Origin of the sequence: Clostridium sp. MCC344 (assembly GCF_018785365.1) — a bacterium.
Taxonomy (GTDB): Bacteria; Bacillota; Clostridia; order Lachnospirales; family Lachnospiraceae; genus Pilosibacter.
Map to the genome: position 1 here is coordinate 40,061 of NZ_WQPQ01000037.1, position 17,485 is coordinate 57,545.

At 48.8% G+C, this 17,485-nt stretch carries 24 protein-coding genes; all 24 read right to left on the reverse strand.

The features are described 5' to 3' along the window. Window positions 1-4 precede the first annotated feature (4 nt). Complete coding sequence (locus GPK90_RS10585; RefSeq protein ID WP_173850652.1) at window positions 5-1,408, reverse strand: phage tail sheath subtilisin-like domain-containing protein; 1,404 nt, start codon at window positions 1,406-1,408, stop codon at window positions 5-7. A gap of 2 nt (window positions 1,409-1,410) precedes the next feature. Further along, on the reverse strand, window positions 1,411-1,650 hold the full coding sequence (locus GPK90_RS10590) for a YqzN/YkzM domain-containing protein (protein ID WP_012742937.1): 240 nt from the start codon (window positions 1,648-1,650) through the stop codon (window positions 1,411-1,413). 11 nt (window positions 1,651-1,661) lie between these two features. Then, on the reverse strand, window positions 1,662-2,543 hold the full coding sequence (locus tag GPK90_RS10595; RefSeq protein ID WP_215702924.1) for a hypothetical protein: 882 nt from the start codon (window positions 2,541-2,543) through the stop codon (window positions 1,662-1,664). Next, a complete protein-coding gene (locus tag GPK90_RS10600) occupies window positions 2,540-2,842 on the reverse strand; it encodes a DUF5026 domain-containing protein (protein ID WP_012742939.1) in 303 nt (100 codons plus the stop codon). The genes GPK90_RS10595 and GPK90_RS10600 overlap by 4 nt, the downstream gene beginning before the upstream one ends. 13 nt (window positions 2,843-2,855) lie before the next feature. Then, window positions 2,856-3,314 carry an HK97-gp10 family putative phage morphogenesis protein gene (locus GPK90_RS10605; protein WP_215702925.1) on the reverse strand — a complete coding sequence of 153 codons (459 nt, stop codon included), beginning with the start codon at window positions 3,312-3,314 and terminating at the stop codon, window positions 2,856-2,858. Continuing rightward, complete coding sequence (locus GPK90_RS10610) at window positions 3,311-3,667, reverse strand: hypothetical protein (RefSeq protein ID WP_012742941.1); 357 nt, start codon at window positions 3,665-3,667, stop codon at window positions 3,311-3,313. The genes GPK90_RS10605 and GPK90_RS10610 overlap by 4 nt, the downstream gene beginning before the upstream one ends. After that, window positions 3,664-4,074, reverse strand: a complete 411-nt coding sequence (locus tag GPK90_RS10615) for a hypothetical protein (RefSeq protein ID WP_012742942.1) — start codon at window positions 4,072-4,074, stop codon at window positions 3,664-3,666. The genes GPK90_RS10610 and GPK90_RS10615 overlap by 4 nt, the downstream gene beginning before the upstream one ends. Further along, window positions 4,074-4,673 (reverse strand): hypothetical protein, encoded by a 600-nt coding sequence (locus GPK90_RS10620; protein WP_215702926.1) that lies wholly within the window; start codon window positions 4,671-4,673, stop codon window positions 4,074-4,076. Before GPK90_RS10620 ends, GPK90_RS10615 begins: the two co-directional genes overlap by 1 nt. A gap of 11 nt (window positions 4,674-4,684) precedes the next feature. Beyond that, complete coding sequence (locus GPK90_RS10625; RefSeq protein WP_012742944.1) at window positions 4,685-5,710, reverse strand: hypothetical protein; 1,026 nt, start codon at window positions 5,708-5,710, stop codon at window positions 4,685-4,687. An 18-nt stretch (window positions 5,711-5,728) separates the two neighbouring features. Beyond that, window positions 5,729-6,160 (reverse strand): structural cement protein Gp24, encoded by a 432-nt coding sequence (locus tag GPK90_RS10630; protein WP_117483401.1) that lies wholly within the window; start codon window positions 6,158-6,160, stop codon window positions 5,729-5,731. 17 nt (window positions 6,161-6,177) lie between these two features. Then, entirely contained in the window at window positions 6,178-7,434 is a 1,257-nt protein-coding gene (locus GPK90_RS10635) for a hypothetical protein (protein ID WP_215702927.1), read from the reverse strand. A gap of 29 nt (window positions 7,435-7,463) precedes the next feature. Then, window positions 7,464-7,676 carry a hypothetical protein gene (locus GPK90_RS10640; RefSeq protein ID WP_117483403.1) on the reverse strand — a complete coding sequence of 71 codons (213 nt, stop codon included), beginning with the start codon at window positions 7,674-7,676 and terminating at the stop codon, window positions 7,464-7,466. Window positions 7,677-7,761: 85 nt separating this feature from the next. Then, window positions 7,762-8,241 (reverse strand): XkdF-like putative serine protease domain-containing protein, encoded by a 480-nt coding sequence (locus tag GPK90_RS10645; protein ID WP_012742948.1) that lies wholly within the window; start codon window positions 8,239-8,241, stop codon window positions 7,762-7,764. Window positions 8,242-8,245: 4 nt separating this feature from the next. Then, window positions 8,246-9,202, reverse strand: a complete 957-nt coding sequence (locus GPK90_RS10650; RefSeq protein WP_215702928.1) for a phage minor head protein — start codon at window positions 9,200-9,202, stop codon at window positions 8,246-8,248. Further along, a complete protein-coding gene (locus GPK90_RS10655; RefSeq protein WP_215702929.1) occupies window positions 9,123-10,601 on the reverse strand; it encodes a phage portal protein family protein in 1,479 nt (492 codons plus the stop codon). Before GPK90_RS10655 ends, GPK90_RS10650 begins: the two co-directional genes overlap by 80 nt. Window positions 10,602-10,612: 11 nt before the next feature. Beyond that, entirely contained in the window at window positions 10,613-12,061 is a 1,449-nt protein-coding gene (terL, locus tag GPK90_RS10660) for a phage terminase large subunit (protein ID WP_215702930.1), read from the reverse strand. After that, window positions 12,058-12,522 carry a helix-turn-helix domain-containing protein gene (locus GPK90_RS10665; RefSeq protein WP_215702931.1) on the reverse strand — a complete coding sequence of 155 codons (465 nt, stop codon included), beginning with the start codon at window positions 12,520-12,522 and terminating at the stop codon, window positions 12,058-12,060. The genes terL and GPK90_RS10665 overlap by 4 nt, the downstream gene beginning before the upstream one ends. Before the next feature lie 7 nt (window positions 12,523-12,529). After that, window positions 12,530-13,453, reverse strand: coding sequence for a ParB N-terminal domain-containing protein (locus tag GPK90_RS10670; RefSeq protein ID WP_215702932.1), 924 nt, complete (start codon window positions 13,451-13,453; stop codon window positions 12,530-12,532). Next, window positions 13,402-14,820 (reverse strand): putative antirestriction adenine methyltransferase, encoded by a 1,419-nt coding sequence (locus GPK90_RS10675; RefSeq protein ID WP_215702933.1) that lies wholly within the window; start codon window positions 14,818-14,820, stop codon window positions 13,402-13,404. The genes GPK90_RS10670 and GPK90_RS10675 overlap by 52 nt, the downstream gene beginning before the upstream one ends. A 273-nt stretch (window positions 14,821-15,093) precedes the next feature. Then, complete coding sequence (locus tag GPK90_RS10680) at window positions 15,094-15,609, reverse strand: hypothetical protein (protein WP_215702934.1); 516 nt, start codon at window positions 15,607-15,609, stop codon at window positions 15,094-15,096. Window positions 15,610-15,888: 279 nt separating this feature from the next. After that, window positions 15,889-16,485 carry a MerR family transcriptional regulator gene (locus GPK90_RS10685; RefSeq protein ID WP_215702935.1) on the reverse strand — a complete coding sequence of 199 codons (597 nt, stop codon included), beginning with the start codon at window positions 16,483-16,485 and terminating at the stop codon, window positions 15,889-15,891. 89 nt (window positions 16,486-16,574) lie between these two features. Further along, window positions 16,575-16,781: a hypothetical protein gene (locus GPK90_RS10690; protein ID WP_012742957.1), complete on the reverse strand. Its 207-nt coding sequence runs from the start codon at window positions 16,779-16,781 to the stop codon at window positions 16,575-16,577. 79 nt (window positions 16,782-16,860) lie between these two features. Continuing rightward, entirely contained in the window at window positions 16,861-17,190 is a 330-nt protein-coding gene (locus tag GPK90_RS10695) for a hypothetical protein (RefSeq protein WP_215702937.1), read from the reverse strand. A 22-nt stretch (window positions 17,191-17,212) separates the two neighbouring features. After that, window positions 17,213-17,416, reverse strand: coding sequence for a hypothetical protein (locus GPK90_RS10700; RefSeq protein WP_215702938.1), 204 nt, complete (start codon window positions 17,414-17,416; stop codon window positions 17,213-17,215). Window positions 17,417-17,485 lie beyond the last annotated feature (69 nt).

A 17,485-nucleotide genomic window follows, 5' to 3' on the forward strand; every position in this document is an offset into this window, starting at 1 on the left:
CCTTCTATTCGTTTGTGCTGAAACGGAAGATGAAGCTGAGGTAGATATGCTCCATAGAATCCTTGTCGATTACATCGATGTCAAACCATGCGCTGTCTCCATCAGCAGTGTAAGCGGTACTTTCAGTTACCTTGCAAGCAGTGAGCTTACTCTCTTCTTTCATTGCATCGCCTACGCCCTGCAACTGAGAAATTACAGTTGCTCGACCGTTGGTGTCGTTGTCTACCTTGCCTACCAGGTTGTCAGAAGTGGTGTTGATACGTCTGATAAGCTCGAAACGAGTCTTAACACGGCGAATCTTTTTCCAACCATCGTCCTGGTTGTCCTTCGGCGTAATGAGGGTATTGATTGCGTTATCAATCCACACCTGCTTAGCCTTGTTGTAGCTGAGTACCAGGCAGCCTTTCTTCTCTGCAGCGATCATTTCAGTATTTGTCAGCTTTTCCTTAATCTCGGAGAAGCCGCTGATTACTGTATGAGTGAGCGAAGAGTTGGCTGCTACTGCGCCGATCATACCGGCAAGACGTGCTGCTGTCTGATAACCGTCGATCTCCGTACCCTGCTCATTCACATGGGCATTGAGAACGTAGTGCATCTTCTCGTCATTGAATGAAGCGGCGTGTGCTTCCCTTGTTTCCAGGTCTACCGTATGCTTCTCAGCAACGACCGCCTGTGTAAGAGATGCCGCATCAAAAATACGATTGATGAAACTCTGCAGAAGCAGATGTACCGAAGTGTCCTCGGTATCGACGCAGATTGTGTTAAACTCATACGCCTCTACCTGCTTAAACGCATTGGAGTAGTCCCCATTCGTTACCTGTGGATCAGTTCCCTTTGTAAACTGGGACTGAGACACGTTCTGTAATGTTACGGTGCCGGACTTGATAACCTCTGCCTTGAAATTCTTGGAAGATGCCAGTGCATCCACAAGGGCATTAGCTTCGTCTGTTCCGGCGGTAAATTCCACCTTCTCAAACTCTGTTGTGCCGGCATAAAAAATGCACTCTTTGAGAGTGCTGTCTGAGAGCTTTTCACGGACTGTTACTACAAAATCCTTTGCTCCTGGATATTTAGCTGTGATGCTTACTGCATCTGTGCTTTCGCTGTCCTGCAACTTGATACTACCCTGAGTACCGCCGTTACCGACTCTGCAGGCGATGATCGTCTTTGCGCCACCGGCGATTGCTTCCTTCATTGCGTCCGTAGTAAGTGCGGTACCGAATGTTCCTTCGTAGCCATCCTCTGCAGATAATTCGATTGCCTCGTTGAGAGGGCCAAAATCTGCACGGAAGATTACTGCTGTAACACCATTCATAACACCAGCGGTGGCATTTCCGCCTTTCTTCTGAATGTTGAAATAGGTACCAGGACGCACCTTAGTTTCGCCTAAAATGAATGTTCCTGCCATTTCTACTTAACCTCCTTCTGTAAGAACTTGCTTACAATTTCCTTTGCCTCTGATACTGTGTACTCGGCTTTGCCGTCAGTTTTCAGAGCAGCTACAACACATTCCTGCATTGTGCCGAACACGCTTCTTGCGTTGCCTGCAAGCTCGCTTACTGTATAAACGGACTCTGCAGGGGCCTTTTTCTCCGGCTTCTTTTCTGCCTTTGTTTCAGCAGGTGCCGGAGTTGCTGTTTCCTTAGCCATGCTTTACCTCCTTAACTGTAATTTCCATGAGTTGCCACAAGCACATGAGGCTTAGCCTTGTACCTAAGCAATCCATAGTGACCTGTGATGAACACCTGGCCTTCCTTCAAGTAGTCAGATTTGTAATTCACCTGCAGTCTCTTGATGAACATAGGCGAATGGTCCAGCATAATTACCTCTCCGTCGAGTGACAAGTGGTTGGCAATATCTGCTGCCATCTTCAATCTCACTGTGCTTTCCGGGCACAAAACATGGACGGCAATTCTACCGTCCATCCAAGCCACTGTATTCGTTTCTTCCTGTTTCTCTGCTGAAATCAGTCTGCAGTAAACCACCGGCTGATCCGCTGAGGCTTCGGTTATTTCCTCCATCCGGTCATATCCCATTACTAGGCATTCCGGGTACAACTCCTTGATGTACTTATCAACCGCCATTACCGGGTCCGGATCGGATGTTTCCATAGACGGATATTCCAGGATGTCAAATCTGACTTCACAGCCGATTACAACACCGGCTTTTCCTGCATCCTCGCCCGTAGTGAACGCATCCGTTCTCGCCCAGGTAAAGCAGTACGGCGTACCGCCTTCCGGAAGAAGGATCACATCACGCAGGCATTCCTTCACGATAGGCGCTATGTCCTCCGGGAATACATCTGTTGTGTTCTGACAGAATATCGATACCGAAAGACTACCGGCACTGTTTCGTTCTTCGTTTGCCTGCAGGTCGTAGTTGTAAGTTACCATAGGGTACTGCGTTTCACCGCCCCACCCATCCTGTTCGTCGCCCGGTGCTTCCGGACTAAAAACAGCAGGCGCACCGTTGTAGGTTGTAAGCCTCTCTGCGAGTGCTGCCGTACTGACGAACCTTTTCTGAATCAGTTCTTCCAGCTTCACTCTGTCGCTCCTTCCTCAGTGTCCTGTTTTTCGATGCCGTAGGTCTTGACCTCCGACATATCGTGTGAATATCGGATTTCCCACTGAGCGTCTACCGCTTCATCAATGGGAATCCGAAAGTGATTAGTTACATTTCCGATACCCGGATGATACTGGACGATCAGCTCCTTCTCGGTGGCTGATGTTACAAATCCGGCTTTACCTTCCGGCCATGTGCGATGCTTGCCATAGACCAAATCGCCCCTGGCAATCTCGCTCAAATCGAAGGTTGCTATCGGCTGTTCTACTACCAGTGCCATATATCATGCCTCCTTAGCCATACGGCTCCTTGTAAATTTTCTCAATTTCCGGGGTTGCCTTCTCCTTGATCTTGTCTACGAATGGTCTTGCTGCCATTTTCTTCGTTCCGTTTTCAAGGTAGCCAGCATACTTCTCTTGGCTTTCCAGCTCTGCAATGATTTGGACTCCGCCACCAGCGGTACTGTCTTCGCTCTTTACCTGGCCATTCCAGTGCATACGGAGATTTCCTGTACGTCTTGCCGGTGGTTCTCCTGGCGCCGAAGCTGTGTAGGTCGCTTTGCTGTGTGGCCTGCGATATGTTCGCCCGCTTCTCTGACCTTTTAGCACTTCCAGTTCTGCGTTTCTCATAGCATTCACTGCCCTAACGCCCCTGGCTACGACTTGCCGGTTGATTTTGGCTACCTGTCCTTTGACTGTTGCCCTTATGGCACTTCCTGCGCTCCCTGCTTTTCCATCGTTCCACAGTTTCATTTGACATCCTTCCTTTCCTCGGCGTAGTAGATTGTGGATATACCCAAGCTACCCACCTCGTCCAGGTCGATGATGTAAAACGTGCGATTTCCGAGTATGAGTTTATCGGACTTCTTTGCTTCCGGACTTCCCGCCTGCACAATCGTATGGGTGCAAACACGGTCTCTCGTTGAATGAGATTCCTTCTGTTCCTTCGTGGACTCGGCAAGACATCCTCTGATGATCTTTGAGCCGTCTCCTTTCGGGTCGTTTACTACCCTTCCGCTCGCTGTTACAACCTGCGTATTTGACTCGACAACAAAATCCTTGAATAAGTTTCCCGGCCTTAAATACATAAATCTCGCATTTATCATCCGTTCCACACCCTCTCGTTTTCGTGCATTCCGGTATGGAAGTAAGGCGGACCATCTACCCCATTTCCGAACCGTGGCACTGACACTGATTCTGCCTGGACCTCTTTTTTCAGCTTGTCGTAATCTTCTTTCCAAAGTTTCGCCCTGCCATTCATATCCAGGCTGAGAGGACCGGTCTTTGTGTTGACCTCATACGCAAAACGACGGCACAAACTTTCAAGAAGCATCAGCTTCGCACGCTTCCACTTATTCGGGTATGCGTCGATTGCTGCTTGTATCTCCTCGTCGGTCAATGCCGTCGTATCTGCCAGGCCCTCTACCATCGTGTCTCCAAGTTCAAACCTCATACGGTCTTTGCCAAACTCCGTGATGTTTCCCGGCTCATATGTGTATGCACCTTTTGACATTAGGTATCAGCTCCCTCCGTAATGCTGTCTGTGGTTGCGTTACCGCCTACGGATTCGTTTGAATTGCCGTCAGCGGAGAATAAAGTGTCGTGCTGTTTCTGAGCCGCTTTCTTGACCGTAGCGCGTGTGTCTAAGGCGTGAATCAAAATCAGAACGCTGTCGGACTGTACGTTGGCTACTGCCTTTGCACCATCGTCCGCATTCATCTGCAGTACATCGACCACAGACTGAATATCCTCTGCACTGCAGGAAACCGCCGTCACATTGTCACCCTCGCCCTTGACTGTCACGGTAAAACCGGCATTGTCGGAGTCGAACGGTTTAAGCTCTGCGACTGCGGACTGGATCATCTCGTCCACCTGCTCCTGCGTAAATCCTTTGCTTGCATTGGCGACTGCATCGGCCATCATCTTGTCTACCTGCTCCTGCGAATAAAGGGCACCGGACTGTTCCGGTACCCCTGCTTCGTCATTTGCGATTGAGATTACGCCGAGTTTTTCTTCCCTCTCGACATTTAACACAATGTCTGCCGGGATTTCATCCCCTGCGAAGAATTTTCTGCCGCCATAACTGCAGCGTTTCTTTGCAATCAATTTCATGGCGAACCTCCTTATACAGCGTCGCAACCGAAGAACGCGAGATCATCTGCGGTTTTCTTCATGTCGTATGCCATAAGACCCTCAACGAGCTCTGAATGTGTTCCCGGTGCGCCAGGATAATTCAGAATCGGAAGCAAAATTCCATTCTCCAGCATATCCCATGTGAAGATGTAACCTGCAGAAGGCTCCTCGACGGAAGGTGTGTCTGTCGCATATGCTAACAGGAATGAGTTCGGATCCCCGATATATCCCATATCTGCATTCTGTCCTAATCCAGCTTTGTTCTGAACAGTTCTGTCGAGGACAATTCTGTCAATTTCAAAGAGCTGTGCCAGTACGTTAAGATTTACTTTTGCCGGGTTAGGAGTAGAACCGCCGTATTTTACCCTCTCGAGGATTGCCGGGTGCTCTTTTAACGCATTGTAGACGTTTACACCCAATCCAAGTCTGTTAGGGGTGCGGCCGGTTTCCTCATTGATCTCAGTCATTTTGTTCTGGAAGAAAGCGATCGGGTCACTGTTTCCGTTGCTGAACTTGATAAACTGTCCGGATGTAACAGACACGGAATCGGTGCCTGTTGCCTCGTTTTTCCATACTCCTTTGCGCATGAAAGATTTTGAAAACTCTGCATCCTGGTGGATGTTTGCCTGTGTTGCAATCACCTTAGTTCTCTGCTGGCGTGGGTCTTTGGTGTGAGGTCCCTGTCTGCGGTTAAGGTCTGTCTGACGGATATTATCAATACCCATCATCATCTGATCTACGTGGCAGGCATAGTTCTCTGTATGCTCTGAGATTACTGCCGGGTCAACTGAACCGTATGCCGGTTTTCTATTCCAGTTATCACGTAACAAATCCTCTTTGTCAAATACATAGTAATTGTCAGAGGACAGCTGCACCGGGCAAACAGGAAACATATTCTTTGCAAAAGATGTTGTTTCCTGCTGATAGTAAGCCAGCGCCATTGTTGAAAGCGCTGTGTGCGGTCTAAATGCACCCTTTGCGATTTCTGCCTGGATGCTTTTCGTTGTTCTTTTCATTTACCATTTCCTCCTTCTTTATTTTGCGGCATTCTTCTGATACTTGGAAATCTGAACTCTAACATAGTCATTCTCAGCTGCATTGCTGAGCGCCACGCCGATCACATAATCTCCGTCAGCTGCCTTTGTTGCTTTTCCTGCGGTTGCAGTTACCTCTTCGCCCTTCTTGATGGCTCCGCCAGCAAGAATGTAGCCGATGTCCTTAATCTGAACATCTACCTGGTCGCCCTTTGCAACCTTTCCGGACTCTGCTCCGGAGATGTCGTTATAGCCTGCCTCAATAATTGCAATGCCTACGATAGGTGCTGTGCCGTCGGTTGCTACGACTACATCTCCATTCTCGTCATATTTGAGAATGAGGTTTCTCACATCGTCGATAGCAGCACCGGCCTGCTCTGCGATTGTCACAGACTGGTTAATCTGTGAGCCGTTGAAGTTTCTCTTTGCCATGGTCTTTTCCTCCTTCCTTAAAATCCTTCCTCAGCGTCGTATGCGTCCATAAGGTCCGGGTTATCTTCCCAAGCCTTAGCCAGCGCATCCGTATAGCTCATGGAAGGTTCTTTCTGCATATAACTCTTGGCGATACCCTCAATCTTGCCCTCTGCATCACTTACGTGCGCAGAGCCGTGACCGGACTTGCCAACCTCAGAAAAAACGCCGGACTTGTTGACCGCTTCCACGGTGGCATCAAGAACGGCGATCATATCGTTGTATGCAGTTCCACCGGTAGCTCTAAGAGATTTGAGCATAGGTACAAGCTCCTCTTTCTTCTTACCGATGATTTCATACTTGCCTGCTACGGCTTCAAGTTCTCTGTTCTCAGCATCCTCACGGAACTTTCTGAGTGCTTCGATTTCTGCCTTAACAGCAGGATTGAGTCCCTTGTAGATGTCCTCGCCATCTGCAGGTGTTTCCTGGTTCTGCTCAGGCTTCTCAACAGACTTTGTTACCGCAGGTTTTCCCTCCGGATTCTGCTCTGTCTGAGCCGGGTCGTCTGCCACGCCGTATCTCTTCTCAATATCTTCGAGAATGAGAAGCTCAGCCTGGGTCATTTTGCTCTTGTCGATCTTCATATCTTCGTTGTCTCCTTTCGACTGTTTCTTTTTGCCCTGGTCCTTTTTGTCCTCTGTGTCTACCTCCGGATCGTCTCCTTCTCCGGCAGGCTTTCCAGCGGCGGTCTGTGCCTTCTCGATGTTGTCATTCAGCCTTGCAGCCGCAGACTTCATCATTGCCAGGTCACTCTCCGTCACCTCGTCACTCTTTACGATGTTGATTACCTTTCCGCCGGACCAGTTGCTAATCGCTTCCTTCACTACTGCAGTGAACTCGTCAAGGCTCTCATTCATCGCTGTTGCTGCGCCGGTGCTATCCAGCTCCTCATCATTCAGAATCGAACAGAGGCTTGCCTGCAGTGCGTAGCATATATCCCAAATTTCATCAGCAATCTTTCTGTTCTTGATTTCATTGAAACGCTCGTTGAAACTAACAGAGTTGCCTTTCAGAACTTCCTCTACTGCACTGTCGATCTCTTCCTGGTTCATGCCGGCCTTTTTGCCGATGAAACCGAACAATCGGCTGACAAAACCATTCTTATCGCCATTCTCTCCTGTGGACTGCCCCTTTTCGCCTTTACTCTTTGTTAGCTTAATGTGAGCATCCGGATTTGCACCTTCATCTACAAAATCAACCTTGCTGATTCTGAGATTTTTTAACTTTGTTGCCACTTTGCTTCCTCCTTTCCGCAAGATTTATATTAAAAAAGACACCTTTGCGGTGCCTCTCCTAATAACGGAATGATGTTTCTGTTGCTGATAAACTCTTCTAACTGCTCTACTGTGGACTCTCGCAGGTTATTCAAACCGTAGCGGTCCATAAATTCGAGCAGGAAATCAGAAAAAGGCACCATATCGGATGCCTTGCTGATCTGTTTTATCAATTTGTTCTTTTTGCTTAGATTTGTCTCCATAATGCGAACTACCTATGCCCTTATTACACTCTCGTATGTGGAATTATAAGGTTAAGACTGCTGAAAAACTCAATACGCCCCATTTTTACAAGGTGTTTTCATCTTCTACTTCGACTCTCTCGGCTTCTCCTTCGATTGAGAACATCGGATATGTGCCGTCCTTAACCTTTTCCCATACATCCTCGTCGGTTACTTTGAAGCCGATCCACCAACCAATCGGAAGAGTGCCTGCCGGGATTCCCATTGCCTGCATTTTCTCTTCCGTGAATACCACGGATTCAACCAGGACTGCAGCTCCGCCTCTTTCGTGCATTTCTCCGCCTTCACGATAGAGTAACACATACTGGTATGCTGCGTTTTCCAGTTCTTCCGGCTCGATGATGTCCTCCTGCCAGTCCTCAATCTCTTCTCCGTCAGCACGGATAGCCACATTCGCCCAGCCAAATGCCAGGTGCTTGTCGTCGTCGGACTTGGCAATCTTAAACCTGCCTTTAATCACATTGCTGGCAGGCTCTTTCTTCTGCGGTTCTGCAGACTTCTTGATGAAATCAGAGAACTTCTTCACTTTCTCACTTCCTTCCTCTCGGTGCAGCCACTTCGATATACTCGATAGCGCAGGCACATCTCGGGTGTGCAGGTGGTAACATATGTTGTCCTGCAAACAGAACCTTTCCTTTGAAATCAAAGTCGGAGTCCATATCTACCTCAGTACCTTCCAGCGCATTGCAGATGTCGCACACCGAATCGTCTCCGGATGTACTCCATCTCTTTACCATCGTTCCAAGATACCCTTCGCCCTGTGCCTGGCGTATGCCTTCATCGGCTCCACGGTTATAAGCAAAAGCACTCTCGGTCTGAGCGATTGTGAATGCCCTGGCCCGGTGCTGTTTCTCTGCATATTTCTGAGAAGCGTCCAATGCCTTCCGGCGGATGCTCTCAATCTTCATTCTCGGATGCTCTTTTCGCATCGTAGCCACGATATTGTCATAATACCTGGCGTTTGCTCTTGCGTCACCCTCTGTCAGACCGATGCATGGACGAATGAGCCTTGCCAGTTCATCTACTGTATGGCTCTCTCTCATTTTCTTTTCCAGGAATGCCGCTATTGCGTCCTTCTGTTCTTCTGTGCATCGGGTAACAAACTCAGCTCCTCTTTCACTGATCCAGTCGAGAACGCCAGGTGTCTGAGTGTTAAACTCAAAAGCGAGATCGTCCAGGATTGGCTGCCCGGTTGGTCCCGCTGCTATTGCCTGCGTCCACATTGACTGTAATCTCTCGGCAACAAGCACTGAGTAATCCTGTTGCCAAGCCTCTAATGTCTCTTTGCTGAGGCTTCCGTCCGCTACTGCCTTTCGGAGTTCCTGGTACGTGATGGCATCCTGCTGATCCTGCCAAAACCCGCATAGGATTTCAACCGGTTCGTCACATTCGTTCTGCAGGTACTCCTCAAGTCTGCGTAGGACTTCTTGACTGCCCGGTGTCTTTGCCTTGCGTATTCGCTTTGGCCGTATGAACCTTATTGCCATTTGCACCGCTCCTTCCTAATCGCTGTTTAGCAGCTTCCACCACATTATCGGGGATTTCTTCGCCCTCGCCGTTTTCATCGCTTCCTGCGGCTGTCTCAGGTTCCGGTGGCTGGTTCTGCTCTGCCTGTTGCTTACGCCGCTGGTCTATCGTCCTGTCGTCCGTTGTTCTCTCCGGCAGGTGTCCGACCTGGCGAATGTAATCTTCCAGTCCGTCGTCCGGCACCAGGATTCCGATGCCGGTCATATCCTTGATGAATGCTGCAACCTTCGTTACATCCACATCCGCAATATCGCCGTGGGACATCTTCGGGTACTCCGTGATGCCTGCAAAATGCTCGCCGTTAATGTCAATCAGCGGCGGAATGCCCTGGCTGTTGAACGTCTCGCAGATCATATCCAGGAATGCGCCAATCGCCATAGCGAACAGCTCTGTCTTATCGGAACTCAACGCCCAAGAACCGGTCTCTGAATGTCCTAAGAAAATAAAGTCCGCTAACACCGTCATTGCAATTCGGGTATCGTAGCGGTTGATGATCGCATTCGTGTCAAACTGTCGGGTGCCGCCGGAACTTAACAGCTCCAACTCATATCCTGCCGGAAGTACCACACCTTCCATCTCGTCTCGGCGAATACTCTTTACCATATTTTCCAACGCAATTCGTGTCTGCTTGTTGTCCTCAATATCATCGTTCCAAAGGTCTAACCCTTCCGGTCCGTGCATTACCGGGAGTCCTGCAAGGTCTCTTTCAATGCCGATTCCTTCAATCTCCTGGATTCTTCTCTTGAAGTACCAGGATCGGTAAGCATTTCTCAAAATGCTTCGTCCTTCCGGGTTGTTCTTCCTGCTCTTTGTACGGAACAGCAAAGCCTTACTCATTGGTATCGTGTAGGTACCAAAGTCCGGAGGCGGCATCTGAGTCATTCCCAGCAGATTGTCCTCGTTGTCGTATTCCCATCGGTAGAGCGTTTCCTGCGCTCTGATAGGCAATTTCTTCCATCCAATCAAGCCATCCGTGTACTTACTCTTCGTGGTTGGGTTCTTCGTATTTCCCATGCGGCGCTTATACACGATCTCGTGGAAGCTCCAACCGTAAGTGAGGAAAGATAAGATTTCCGAAATTGTGTCCGTCCAGGTGTCCTGCATATCGTGCATACAGCTTTCTACGAACTCTGCAGCCTCTTTGTCCTTTGCGGTATCGCCTCCCGGCTCTACATTCCAGTCGCACTGTCTTACCAGCATCTCGATAGCGAAGAGGATCGCACCTACCACATCGTCATTCTCAGACATTTCACGGTAGACCTCTATTCCTCGTGTGCCTCTCAGTTCGTGAAGGAACTCCTCGTAGATTGTTCCTCCGTAGCGTCGCTGACCTATGCGACCGATTTCTTTGTTAGCCATCTGTTCTCACCTCACTTATTCCAATAACTGCTCTTGCCTAACCGGCTATCCTTAGGCGGTGCTGAGTATGTAGCACCACTCTCCAACTCTGTAAATGCCGACGAGCTTGCATCCACCATATCCTTGAATTTTGACTGCGGGAAGTTCTCGCACTCGTTGAAATACTCTTCATTCCACGGTGCAATCAGCACATCAACATTGCCCTTATCCATGCCTTCAAGCCCTAACCACTGTGCCGAGAACGGTTCTGCTCTCGTCACCTTGTCTCCGGACTCTTGAATGCACTTAACAGCAAAACCAGCCAAGAGCTTCATAAAACTCTGTGCCTGGTCTTTACCTGCTTGGCCTGGGTCCTGTGGAAGTCTTGTTGCTACCCTTCCGTATTTCGCCCTATCAGCTATGCAGGTCTGCTTTATAATTTCTCGCACATCGGACGAACTCAACCGGCGATTGATAACGTCGGCCACAATGTACCGTCCGTTTCTTCTCTTTCCGATCAGCACGCCTGCTGTGTACGCCGGGTCTCCCTTTTCATCCTCAGATGTTGCCGCAAGATCCCAGCCTCTCGCCCACTTGATAACATCGGGCGGTATCTCTTCCAGCATATTTACCTTTACTCGCTTGAACATCAAGCCTGCGGCGGCTTTGATCTTCCAGTTACCATGCAGTAGTCGCTCTCTCTGTACGAGAGCCATTGCCTGCAGGTTGGCTAAATATCCCGGGTCGTTCTTCATCAGAATTTTGTTATCGTGCAGCGTACTCGCAATGAATGTCACACTCTTAGGCATTGTCTCCGCCTCTTTCGGCTCGATGCCATTCTCGATAGCGCCCTGCACTGCCTCTTCCCTGCTGTTAAACCAGGTAACAACCTCGTTCAGTCGCACCATCCAGCGGATCACTCCCGACCGCTCCGATATTGGGTAGCCGGTTTCTTGATCTATCCACCAGGAAATGAACTCGGCAACCCAAGAGTCTGCGTCCGGGTTGCAAGTGGCTCTTATATACGGGTCCACTCCGGAATCTGTACGGTTTCGAGACAGCATATAAAAGAACTGGTACTCGCTAAAGTGCGTCAACTCGTCAAATCCTATCATCGTGAGCTGCGAACCCTGCCAGTCGTCGCAATCTTCATCACGTCCGAGGTGGGCGAAATTGACCGATGCGCCTCTTTTGAAAGTCCAGTGTAGTTTTGGTGTCTTTAACGGTAGGGAACCTTTCACGTAGCGGTAAATCTTTCGTGAACTGTCCCATAAGCCTCCCGGGGATGTTACCTGCGTGTAGTCACGTCGGAAGATAGTTGCGTTGTAGTCTGGGTTATTCATGTGCCTAAGTGGCTCTAACAGCAGACCGAAGGTTTTTCCTCCACCTGCAGCGCCCCCGTAAATGCAAATATCCGCAGGTGTTGCTAGGAACATTTCCTGCGGTCCTTTCTGAGGAGCTAATATGATTTTTTCTTTCATCGATCATCTCTCCCATTGTCCGGAAGGTAAATCTGAACCTCTGTGTCATTGTCGCCACTCTGATCCACATAGTCCTGTGGTCTATCCTGCCAGCGGTCTCTCTGACGGTTTTTCAACCAAAATATCTGAGCTGTGACATCCGGCGGTACGTGCTTCTTGGTCTTTTCAATCTTGACCGGTTTCACGTTGCCGTCCTTGTCATACTCAACAATTCTCTTCTCTTCCTCGTACTCATAGCCGGTAGCTCTCTCGTAGAGGCTCCTTATTACCTTCGCATCTGATACGCCTTTACCTTCTCCAAGTGCCTTGCCGAATGATTCGTGTTCCTTGGCCCATCGCATAATGGTTCGTTCGGAGACTCCCATGGCAATGGCGATCTCTTCATTGGTGGCACCCATTGCAGCCAAAGACCACGCCCAGTTATCGTGGTAAGGGGCATTGTATTTTGGCTTAGCTGCCATACATTAACTACCTGCCACTGAGGTAGTCAGCACATAGGTACTCGATCAGTTGCCACCTGTTCTTACTCGTGATTGTCCCTTCCTTCTCAGCTTTCTTGATTGCCTGCTGAATAACAGAGGCAGAATCACCCGGTACCGCATTACTGCCAAACAGTTTAGCGAGGTAGGTCCATTCTCCTTCCTCTGTGAAACCGCAGTCGTCCATCTTCTGAGCGGCGTTCTCGATCATGGAGTGGATAGCCGCGCCGACGTTTCGGATGTCCGTAAACTTCTGATACTTGCTAAGTGTCTCCACAAATCCCTTGCACTGCTCGTAGGATGCCACGCCCACAATGTCCGGAGCCTTTGATTCCAGGTCTTTAACCAGTGCGTCCATATCCTTTACCTGGTGCGGAAGGAATGTAAACGTCACATTCTTAAAATCAAACTGAACCGCAGGACTCAGCATCTTGTCGTACTGTTCCAGCGGTTCTTCCATGATCTCCTTGCCGACGAATGACTCAATCATATCGTCCACATCGTCTATCATCTTCACGATTTCTCTCAACGTACTGTCGTCGTCGAAACCGGAAATTGCATTGTGTGCCAGCTGCTTTGCCGCAATCTTGCTTCGTGAGAGACCGGACACATCGACAATAGCGATGATTTCCTTCATCTCTGCAGCACGCGCGCTCTTTACTCTGTGGTGGCCGCTGATGATTTCCAGCTTGCCATCCACCAAAACAAAAAGAGGCAGGCTTTCCAGCTGTCCTCGCTTCTTGATATTAGCGGTCAACTGATCCTGCATCTCGTTTTTCATTATCCTGGCGTTGATGTCCTGCTCCTTAACCTTATCCAGCGGAACCTTGGCGATCACCAAGCCGGAACCCATATCATAGATTACTTCGCATCCTTCGATTTGCTGGATGCCTTTGCTCTGTTCTTCTGCCATTCGTTTTCCCTCCTTAGCCATTCTTGAAGCGTCTGCTGTTCGGTTCTTCCCTCTACTAGTTCAGCCTCATACGTGAGCTTGTAGCCGTTCTTCTTGTCCTCAACCCTGTTTACCAGTTTCATGATGCCTCGTACCTCTTTGTTCTCCGGGTACCTGGTAAGCATTGCGGTGCGCATCTTTGTGACCTTCTCCTGTTCGATATTGTCCAGGAGTGTATCTACAAAATCTCTGTTCTGCGCCAGCATATAACATAGCCTGCCGAGGCGGTATGTCTTGTGTGGCACCTTCATCACGTACCAAACGAATACGCTGTCTGCCGCCATCTTCGAGATGCCGAATACCCCAGCCACATAGCCATCAATCAGCAATGCCCTGTTGAACGTCGCCGATGAACCGACAAAATTGTGAGTCCATAACTCTCTGTAATACTGAGCCTCTGCCGACTTAATCGGGATAACCTGTACCTTGCTATCTTCCTGGATCACATAATCTCTCGGAAGCATACTGCAGTCTAACGGCTGCAACTTACTCTCTGCCGGACGTTTTATCTTCTTACCGTTTGCAAGAGCGGTTGCCTCTTCCTCCCGGTTCGTAGTGATGTAGGCATTCAAATCTGCTCTCGTGCCGGAGCGGGCATATATCGTATATCCTACCGCTTCGCCCGCTCTCTTCTCCTGGTAGCAGATAACCAACGCCTTTGCATCCATGCAGAGGTCGTAGAACTGCTGGTGTCCTGTCTCCGGATCAAACAGTTCATACGGCGGTTCCTTCCAGGTCATCTTGCCCTGTGTGTCGTAGAACTTCTCATATCCGGAGAAGTAGGTCGGCGGGTTTGCAATAACCAAAGCGTGCGGATCATCCAGTACCTCTTTCAGATGCTCCCACATATCCAACGGTCTGTAGCTCATGCCACCGAGCAGGTTCTTGATTACCTCTATCTGCCGATTGATACTCTCGATGTGTTCCTCTCGTCTGAGGCGTAGGTCTGTGAGTATCTGATAGAAATAATCATTGCCCGCATTCTTCGAGGTTCTGAGGTACAGCTGCGCATACAATGCCGTTGCCGGGTCAAGAAGCTCTTCGTCACTAAAGCCTTGTGCATGGATTTCCAGCGGCTCTAATGGCTGGCCGGTAATCGCATACCCGAGAACTGTTGACATCATATTGACGTCGCTGGTCTCGATCTGCTCCGCCTTAAACCCATTCTGTACTGCCAAGTTCGCCATTGCAAAGGTGCCAGCACATGGCTCAACGAACCTTGTATATCCGGACTTTGCTGCAGTCTCTATCAGAGTAACGAGAAACTTCTGCTCTGACGGACCTAAACACCCCAGGAACATCGCTCCGGGGTCCATAAAAAATGCCATATCCTTGTCTCCTTCCCTAAAAATTGTTCAATATATACAAAAAGCCGAGGCGGTTCCCTGGTACTGACCCGGGGATTTTTGATACCTACCTCAGCATATTGCACAAAAAAGACCTCAGACCCGAAGGACACTGATGTACTTTCCGTGATAACAAATAAGGCACCGTACCCTTTCGGATGCGATGCCGTTGTTTTTGGACCGGAACCCTGCGATGAACAGGACCTTAACTATGGAATAGCCACGTGCTACTTACACCAGTTCCGGATGTTATGATTAAATCCCTGCCAAACCAAACAAACTCAGCTGCTCGTAACCAGGTTCTTCCTTCCTGGCTTCGACTGCCTTCTTGACAGGTTCCTTGCCTTCTTTCTTAGCTGCAGGCTTCTTGACCTTCGGCTCTGACGGATCGTATAACTCCTTAATCAGTTCTCCGGTCTGTTCCGCCCACCATTCAGCGAATACGGTTCTGTGGCACCAGTCTCCTGGAACTCTCACATCTTCGTAGCAGAGAAGCACAAGTTCTTTCCCTTCTGCCCTTGCCTCCGCATTCATCTTCTCGACCATATCGATGATTCTGTCTGTGCCGATACCTTCCAACTTCTCGTAATATGCAGGCTTGAATCTGTCAAGCTCCATATTCAGCATATAGCCTTTCGGTGCCAGCGAGTAGCACTGCTTTCTCAGTGTGTACCCCAGCGGAAACTTCGGTGTTCCGATGCTTATTCCTACCGGGTAATACTTACCGCTCTGTAACTCCTTATTGCTATACCTGCTAATCCAAATTGCCATCTCAATCACTCCTTTTATGCTGGTTGTTTATAGTTTAATTATACTATACGGACCTGCCTAAGTACACTGAAATAGCCTTATTTAACCGATTGTTCATATTTCCTCTTCGGCTAACTGGCAGGGATTTCGCCCTGCCGTGCCTGCCGTTGGGAAGAAATACAACTGGCTATTTTTAGGGGTGACATTTGGGTTATCGGCTAATTAGCATATTACCACTTGGTAATTCTTTATGCAACCTACTCATTTTCTACCAGGTTGTTTTACAGCCGCAGGGAGCGTTTAGAAATCCGCACCCAGTAAGTAAATAGCCACAATGCCGCAAGCTATTCCTATGTCCTTGTAGACGGTCTTATCGCTTATGTTTTCTACTTCCGAAATCTCCTGCACCGTGTAAGGTTTTTCGTCCAGGTACATCATGCTTAACTCTCTGTAACGGCGCTTCGCCTCTTCGCTTCCGCTCTTTTCACACTCCTCACGGTACATTTCGGTCGCTTTTTCTATCCGGAACACACAGTATAAATCCTCTTCACGCTTGCGCTCCGTATCTTTGATTGTCCTCTCGGACTTTCCTGCTATCTCTCTTGTGTTTCCCATAAGGTCCTCAACGAACTTCCATCTCAGTTCTGCCTGCTCCTCCGGAGTGAACTGCTCTCCATCCGATAACGTCGCCTTGATTCTTCTATACGAGCTGAGCAGTTTCTTTGTCTTTCTGACTTTGCTATCTTCCTTCTTTCTCCTACGCTCTTCCTTCTTCTGCTCTTCCTTGTATGCCCTTACACCTTCCTTGGCACCGATAGCAGCTATTTGGTTGATCTGTTCCTGCGTTAGTGGGAAGATTGCTTCGACCTTTGCCTTCTCCTTATTCTCCGTTGCCATAATGTCGCCTCCTTGACTTTTCTCGCATTTGCGAGTATAATATTCTCAGTCACGAGTCGTTCCTGTCAAAGGGGCGGCTTTTCTTTTTCTCAACGGTTTCTTGCCTTGCAGGTAGCAAAGTGTGATATGTAGCCAAAGCCTTCTGCACTCTCGGAGGATACCTTATCAGCACATACGACCTCGCCTTCCGGCGTTACTATCTTCTCCTTTGCCTTTACTCCTGCTCCTGGCCTGCGGTAGCTGATCATCGTTGGGTCTACCGGCATATTCTTTCCAGCCTTTGTTTTAACCCACATAATCTGACACCCGCAGTTCCTGCAAGTCCCGAACGGATTGTAGGACCTCATAGGATTTTATCACTCCTTTCTTTTTCAGCTACTTTGATTCTTCCTTTAGTTCCACCAGTTTTCCGTTTTCGTATTTGTAGTAGTTTCCCGATGGACTGATGTATGGTCTATATGTTGCGTGTGCAGCTCTTCTATACTCTGATTTCACACTCTCGATATACACAATTTTAGTATTTTCGTCGTACACATAGTCCCCTTCGATGTCTGTTATCGTAACCATGTGGTTACTCTGTCGATCCATACTCACACTGCAACTGTCCATCCCCCAGGCCACAAAGAAAAGAAGAATTATAATCGCTATAATTTTTCCCCATCCGCCGTCGTTACTTTCGTAACCATAATTACTGTAATATGACATTTCATTCTCACCTCTTTTCTATTCAACCTATACATATCAAGGCTATGATTCCTGCTATGAACATAATCGGTACCAGGATGATAAACAGTACCGCTCCTACTATTCCTATAAACTCGCCTACCCTTGTTTCGTCGCAGGTATCTATGCCACCACATATGAAATACTGCCCTTCGTCTGTTTCTGGATCAATTACTCTATCACAGCACTTTCCATTGTATCCATACATTTGTTGCCGCCTCTTTACCGCTTCCTCTTCGGTCTCTTTGCGCCTTCGCACCTATTTCACCCCCCCCCC

What these genes read in the sequence shown, in the direction of transcription:
- GPK90_RS10585 (WP_173850652.1), bottom strand. Translation starts at nt 1,408, where the DNA reads ATGGCAGGAACATTCATTTTAGGCGAAACTAAGGTGCGTCCTGGTACC.
- GPK90_RS10590 (WP_012742937.1), bottom strand. Translation starts at nt 1,650, where the DNA reads ATGGCTAAGGAAACAGCAACTCCGGCACCTGCTGAAACAAAGGCAGAA.
- GPK90_RS10600 (WP_012742939.1), bottom strand. Translation starts at nt 2,842, where the DNA reads ATGGCACTGGTAGTAGAACAGCCGATAGCAACCTTCGATTTGAGCGAG.
- GPK90_RS10605 (WP_215702925.1), bottom strand. Translation starts at nt 3,314, where the DNA reads ATGAAACTGTGGAACGATGGAAAAGCAGGGAGCGCAGGAAGTGCCATA.
- GPK90_RS10610 (WP_012742941.1), bottom strand. Translation starts at nt 3,667, where the DNA reads ATGATAAATGCGAGATTTATGTATTTAAGGCCGGGAAACTTATTCAAG.
- GPK90_RS10615 (WP_012742942.1), bottom strand. Translation starts at nt 4,074, where the DNA reads ATGTCAAAAGGTGCATACACATATGAGCCGGGAAACATCACGGAGTTT.
- GPK90_RS10620 (WP_215702926.1), bottom strand. Translation starts at nt 4,673, where the DNA reads ATGAAATTGATTGCAAAGAAACGCTGCAGTTATGGCGGCAGAAAATTC.
- GPK90_RS10625 (WP_012742944.1), bottom strand. Translation starts at nt 5,710, where the DNA reads ATGAAAAGAACAACGAAAAGCATCCAGGCAGAAATCGCAAAGGGTGCA.
- GPK90_RS10630 (WP_117483401.1), bottom strand. Translation starts at nt 6,160, where the DNA reads ATGGCAAAGAGAAACTTCAACGGCTCACAGATTAACCAGTCTGTGACA.
- GPK90_RS10640 (WP_117483403.1), bottom strand. Translation starts at nt 7,676, where the DNA reads ATGGAGACAAATCTAAGCAAAAAGAACAAATTGATAAAACAGATCAGC.
- GPK90_RS10650 (WP_215702928.1), bottom strand. Translation starts at nt 9,202, where the DNA reads ATGGCAATAAGGTTCATACGGCCAAAGCGAATACGCAAGGCAAAGACA.
- GPK90_RS10655 (WP_215702929.1), bottom strand. Translation starts at nt 10,601, where the DNA reads ATGGCTAACAAAGAAATCGGTCGCATAGGTCAGCGACGCTACGGAGGA.
- terL (WP_215702930.1), bottom strand. Translation starts at nt 12,061, where the DNA reads ATGAAAGAAAAAATCATATTAGCTCCTCAGAAAGGACCGCAGGAAATG.
- GPK90_RS10665 (WP_215702931.1), bottom strand. Translation starts at nt 12,522, where the DNA reads ATGGCAGCTAAGCCAAAATACAATGCCCCTTACCACGATAACTGGGCG.
- GPK90_RS10670 (WP_215702932.1), bottom strand. Translation starts at nt 13,453, where the DNA reads ATGGCAGAAGAACAGAGCAAAGGCATCCAGCAAATCGAAGGATGCGAA.
- GPK90_RS10675 (WP_215702933.1), bottom strand. Translation starts at nt 14,820, where the DNA reads ATGGCATTTTTTATGGACCCCGGAGCGATGTTCCTGGGGTGTTTAGGT.
- GPK90_RS10680 (WP_215702934.1), bottom strand. Translation starts at nt 15,609, where the DNA reads ATGGCAATTTGGATTAGCAGGTATAGCAATAAGGAGTTACAGAGCGGT.
- GPK90_RS10685 (WP_215702935.1), bottom strand. Translation starts at nt 16,485, where the DNA reads ATGGCAACGGAGAATAAGGAGAAGGCAAAGGTCGAAGCAATCTTCCCA.
- GPK90_RS10690 (WP_012742957.1), bottom strand. Translation starts at nt 16,781, where the DNA reads ATGTGGGTTAAAACAAAGGCTGGAAAGAATATGCCGGTAGACCCAACG.
- GPK90_RS10695 (WP_215702937.1), bottom strand. Translation starts at nt 17,190, where the DNA reads ATGTCATATTACAGTAATTATGGTTACGAAAGTAACGACGGCGGATGG.
- GPK90_RS10700 (WP_215702938.1), bottom strand. Translation starts at nt 17,416, where the DNA reads ATGTATGGATACAATGGAAAGTGCTGTGATAGAGTAATTGATCCAGAA.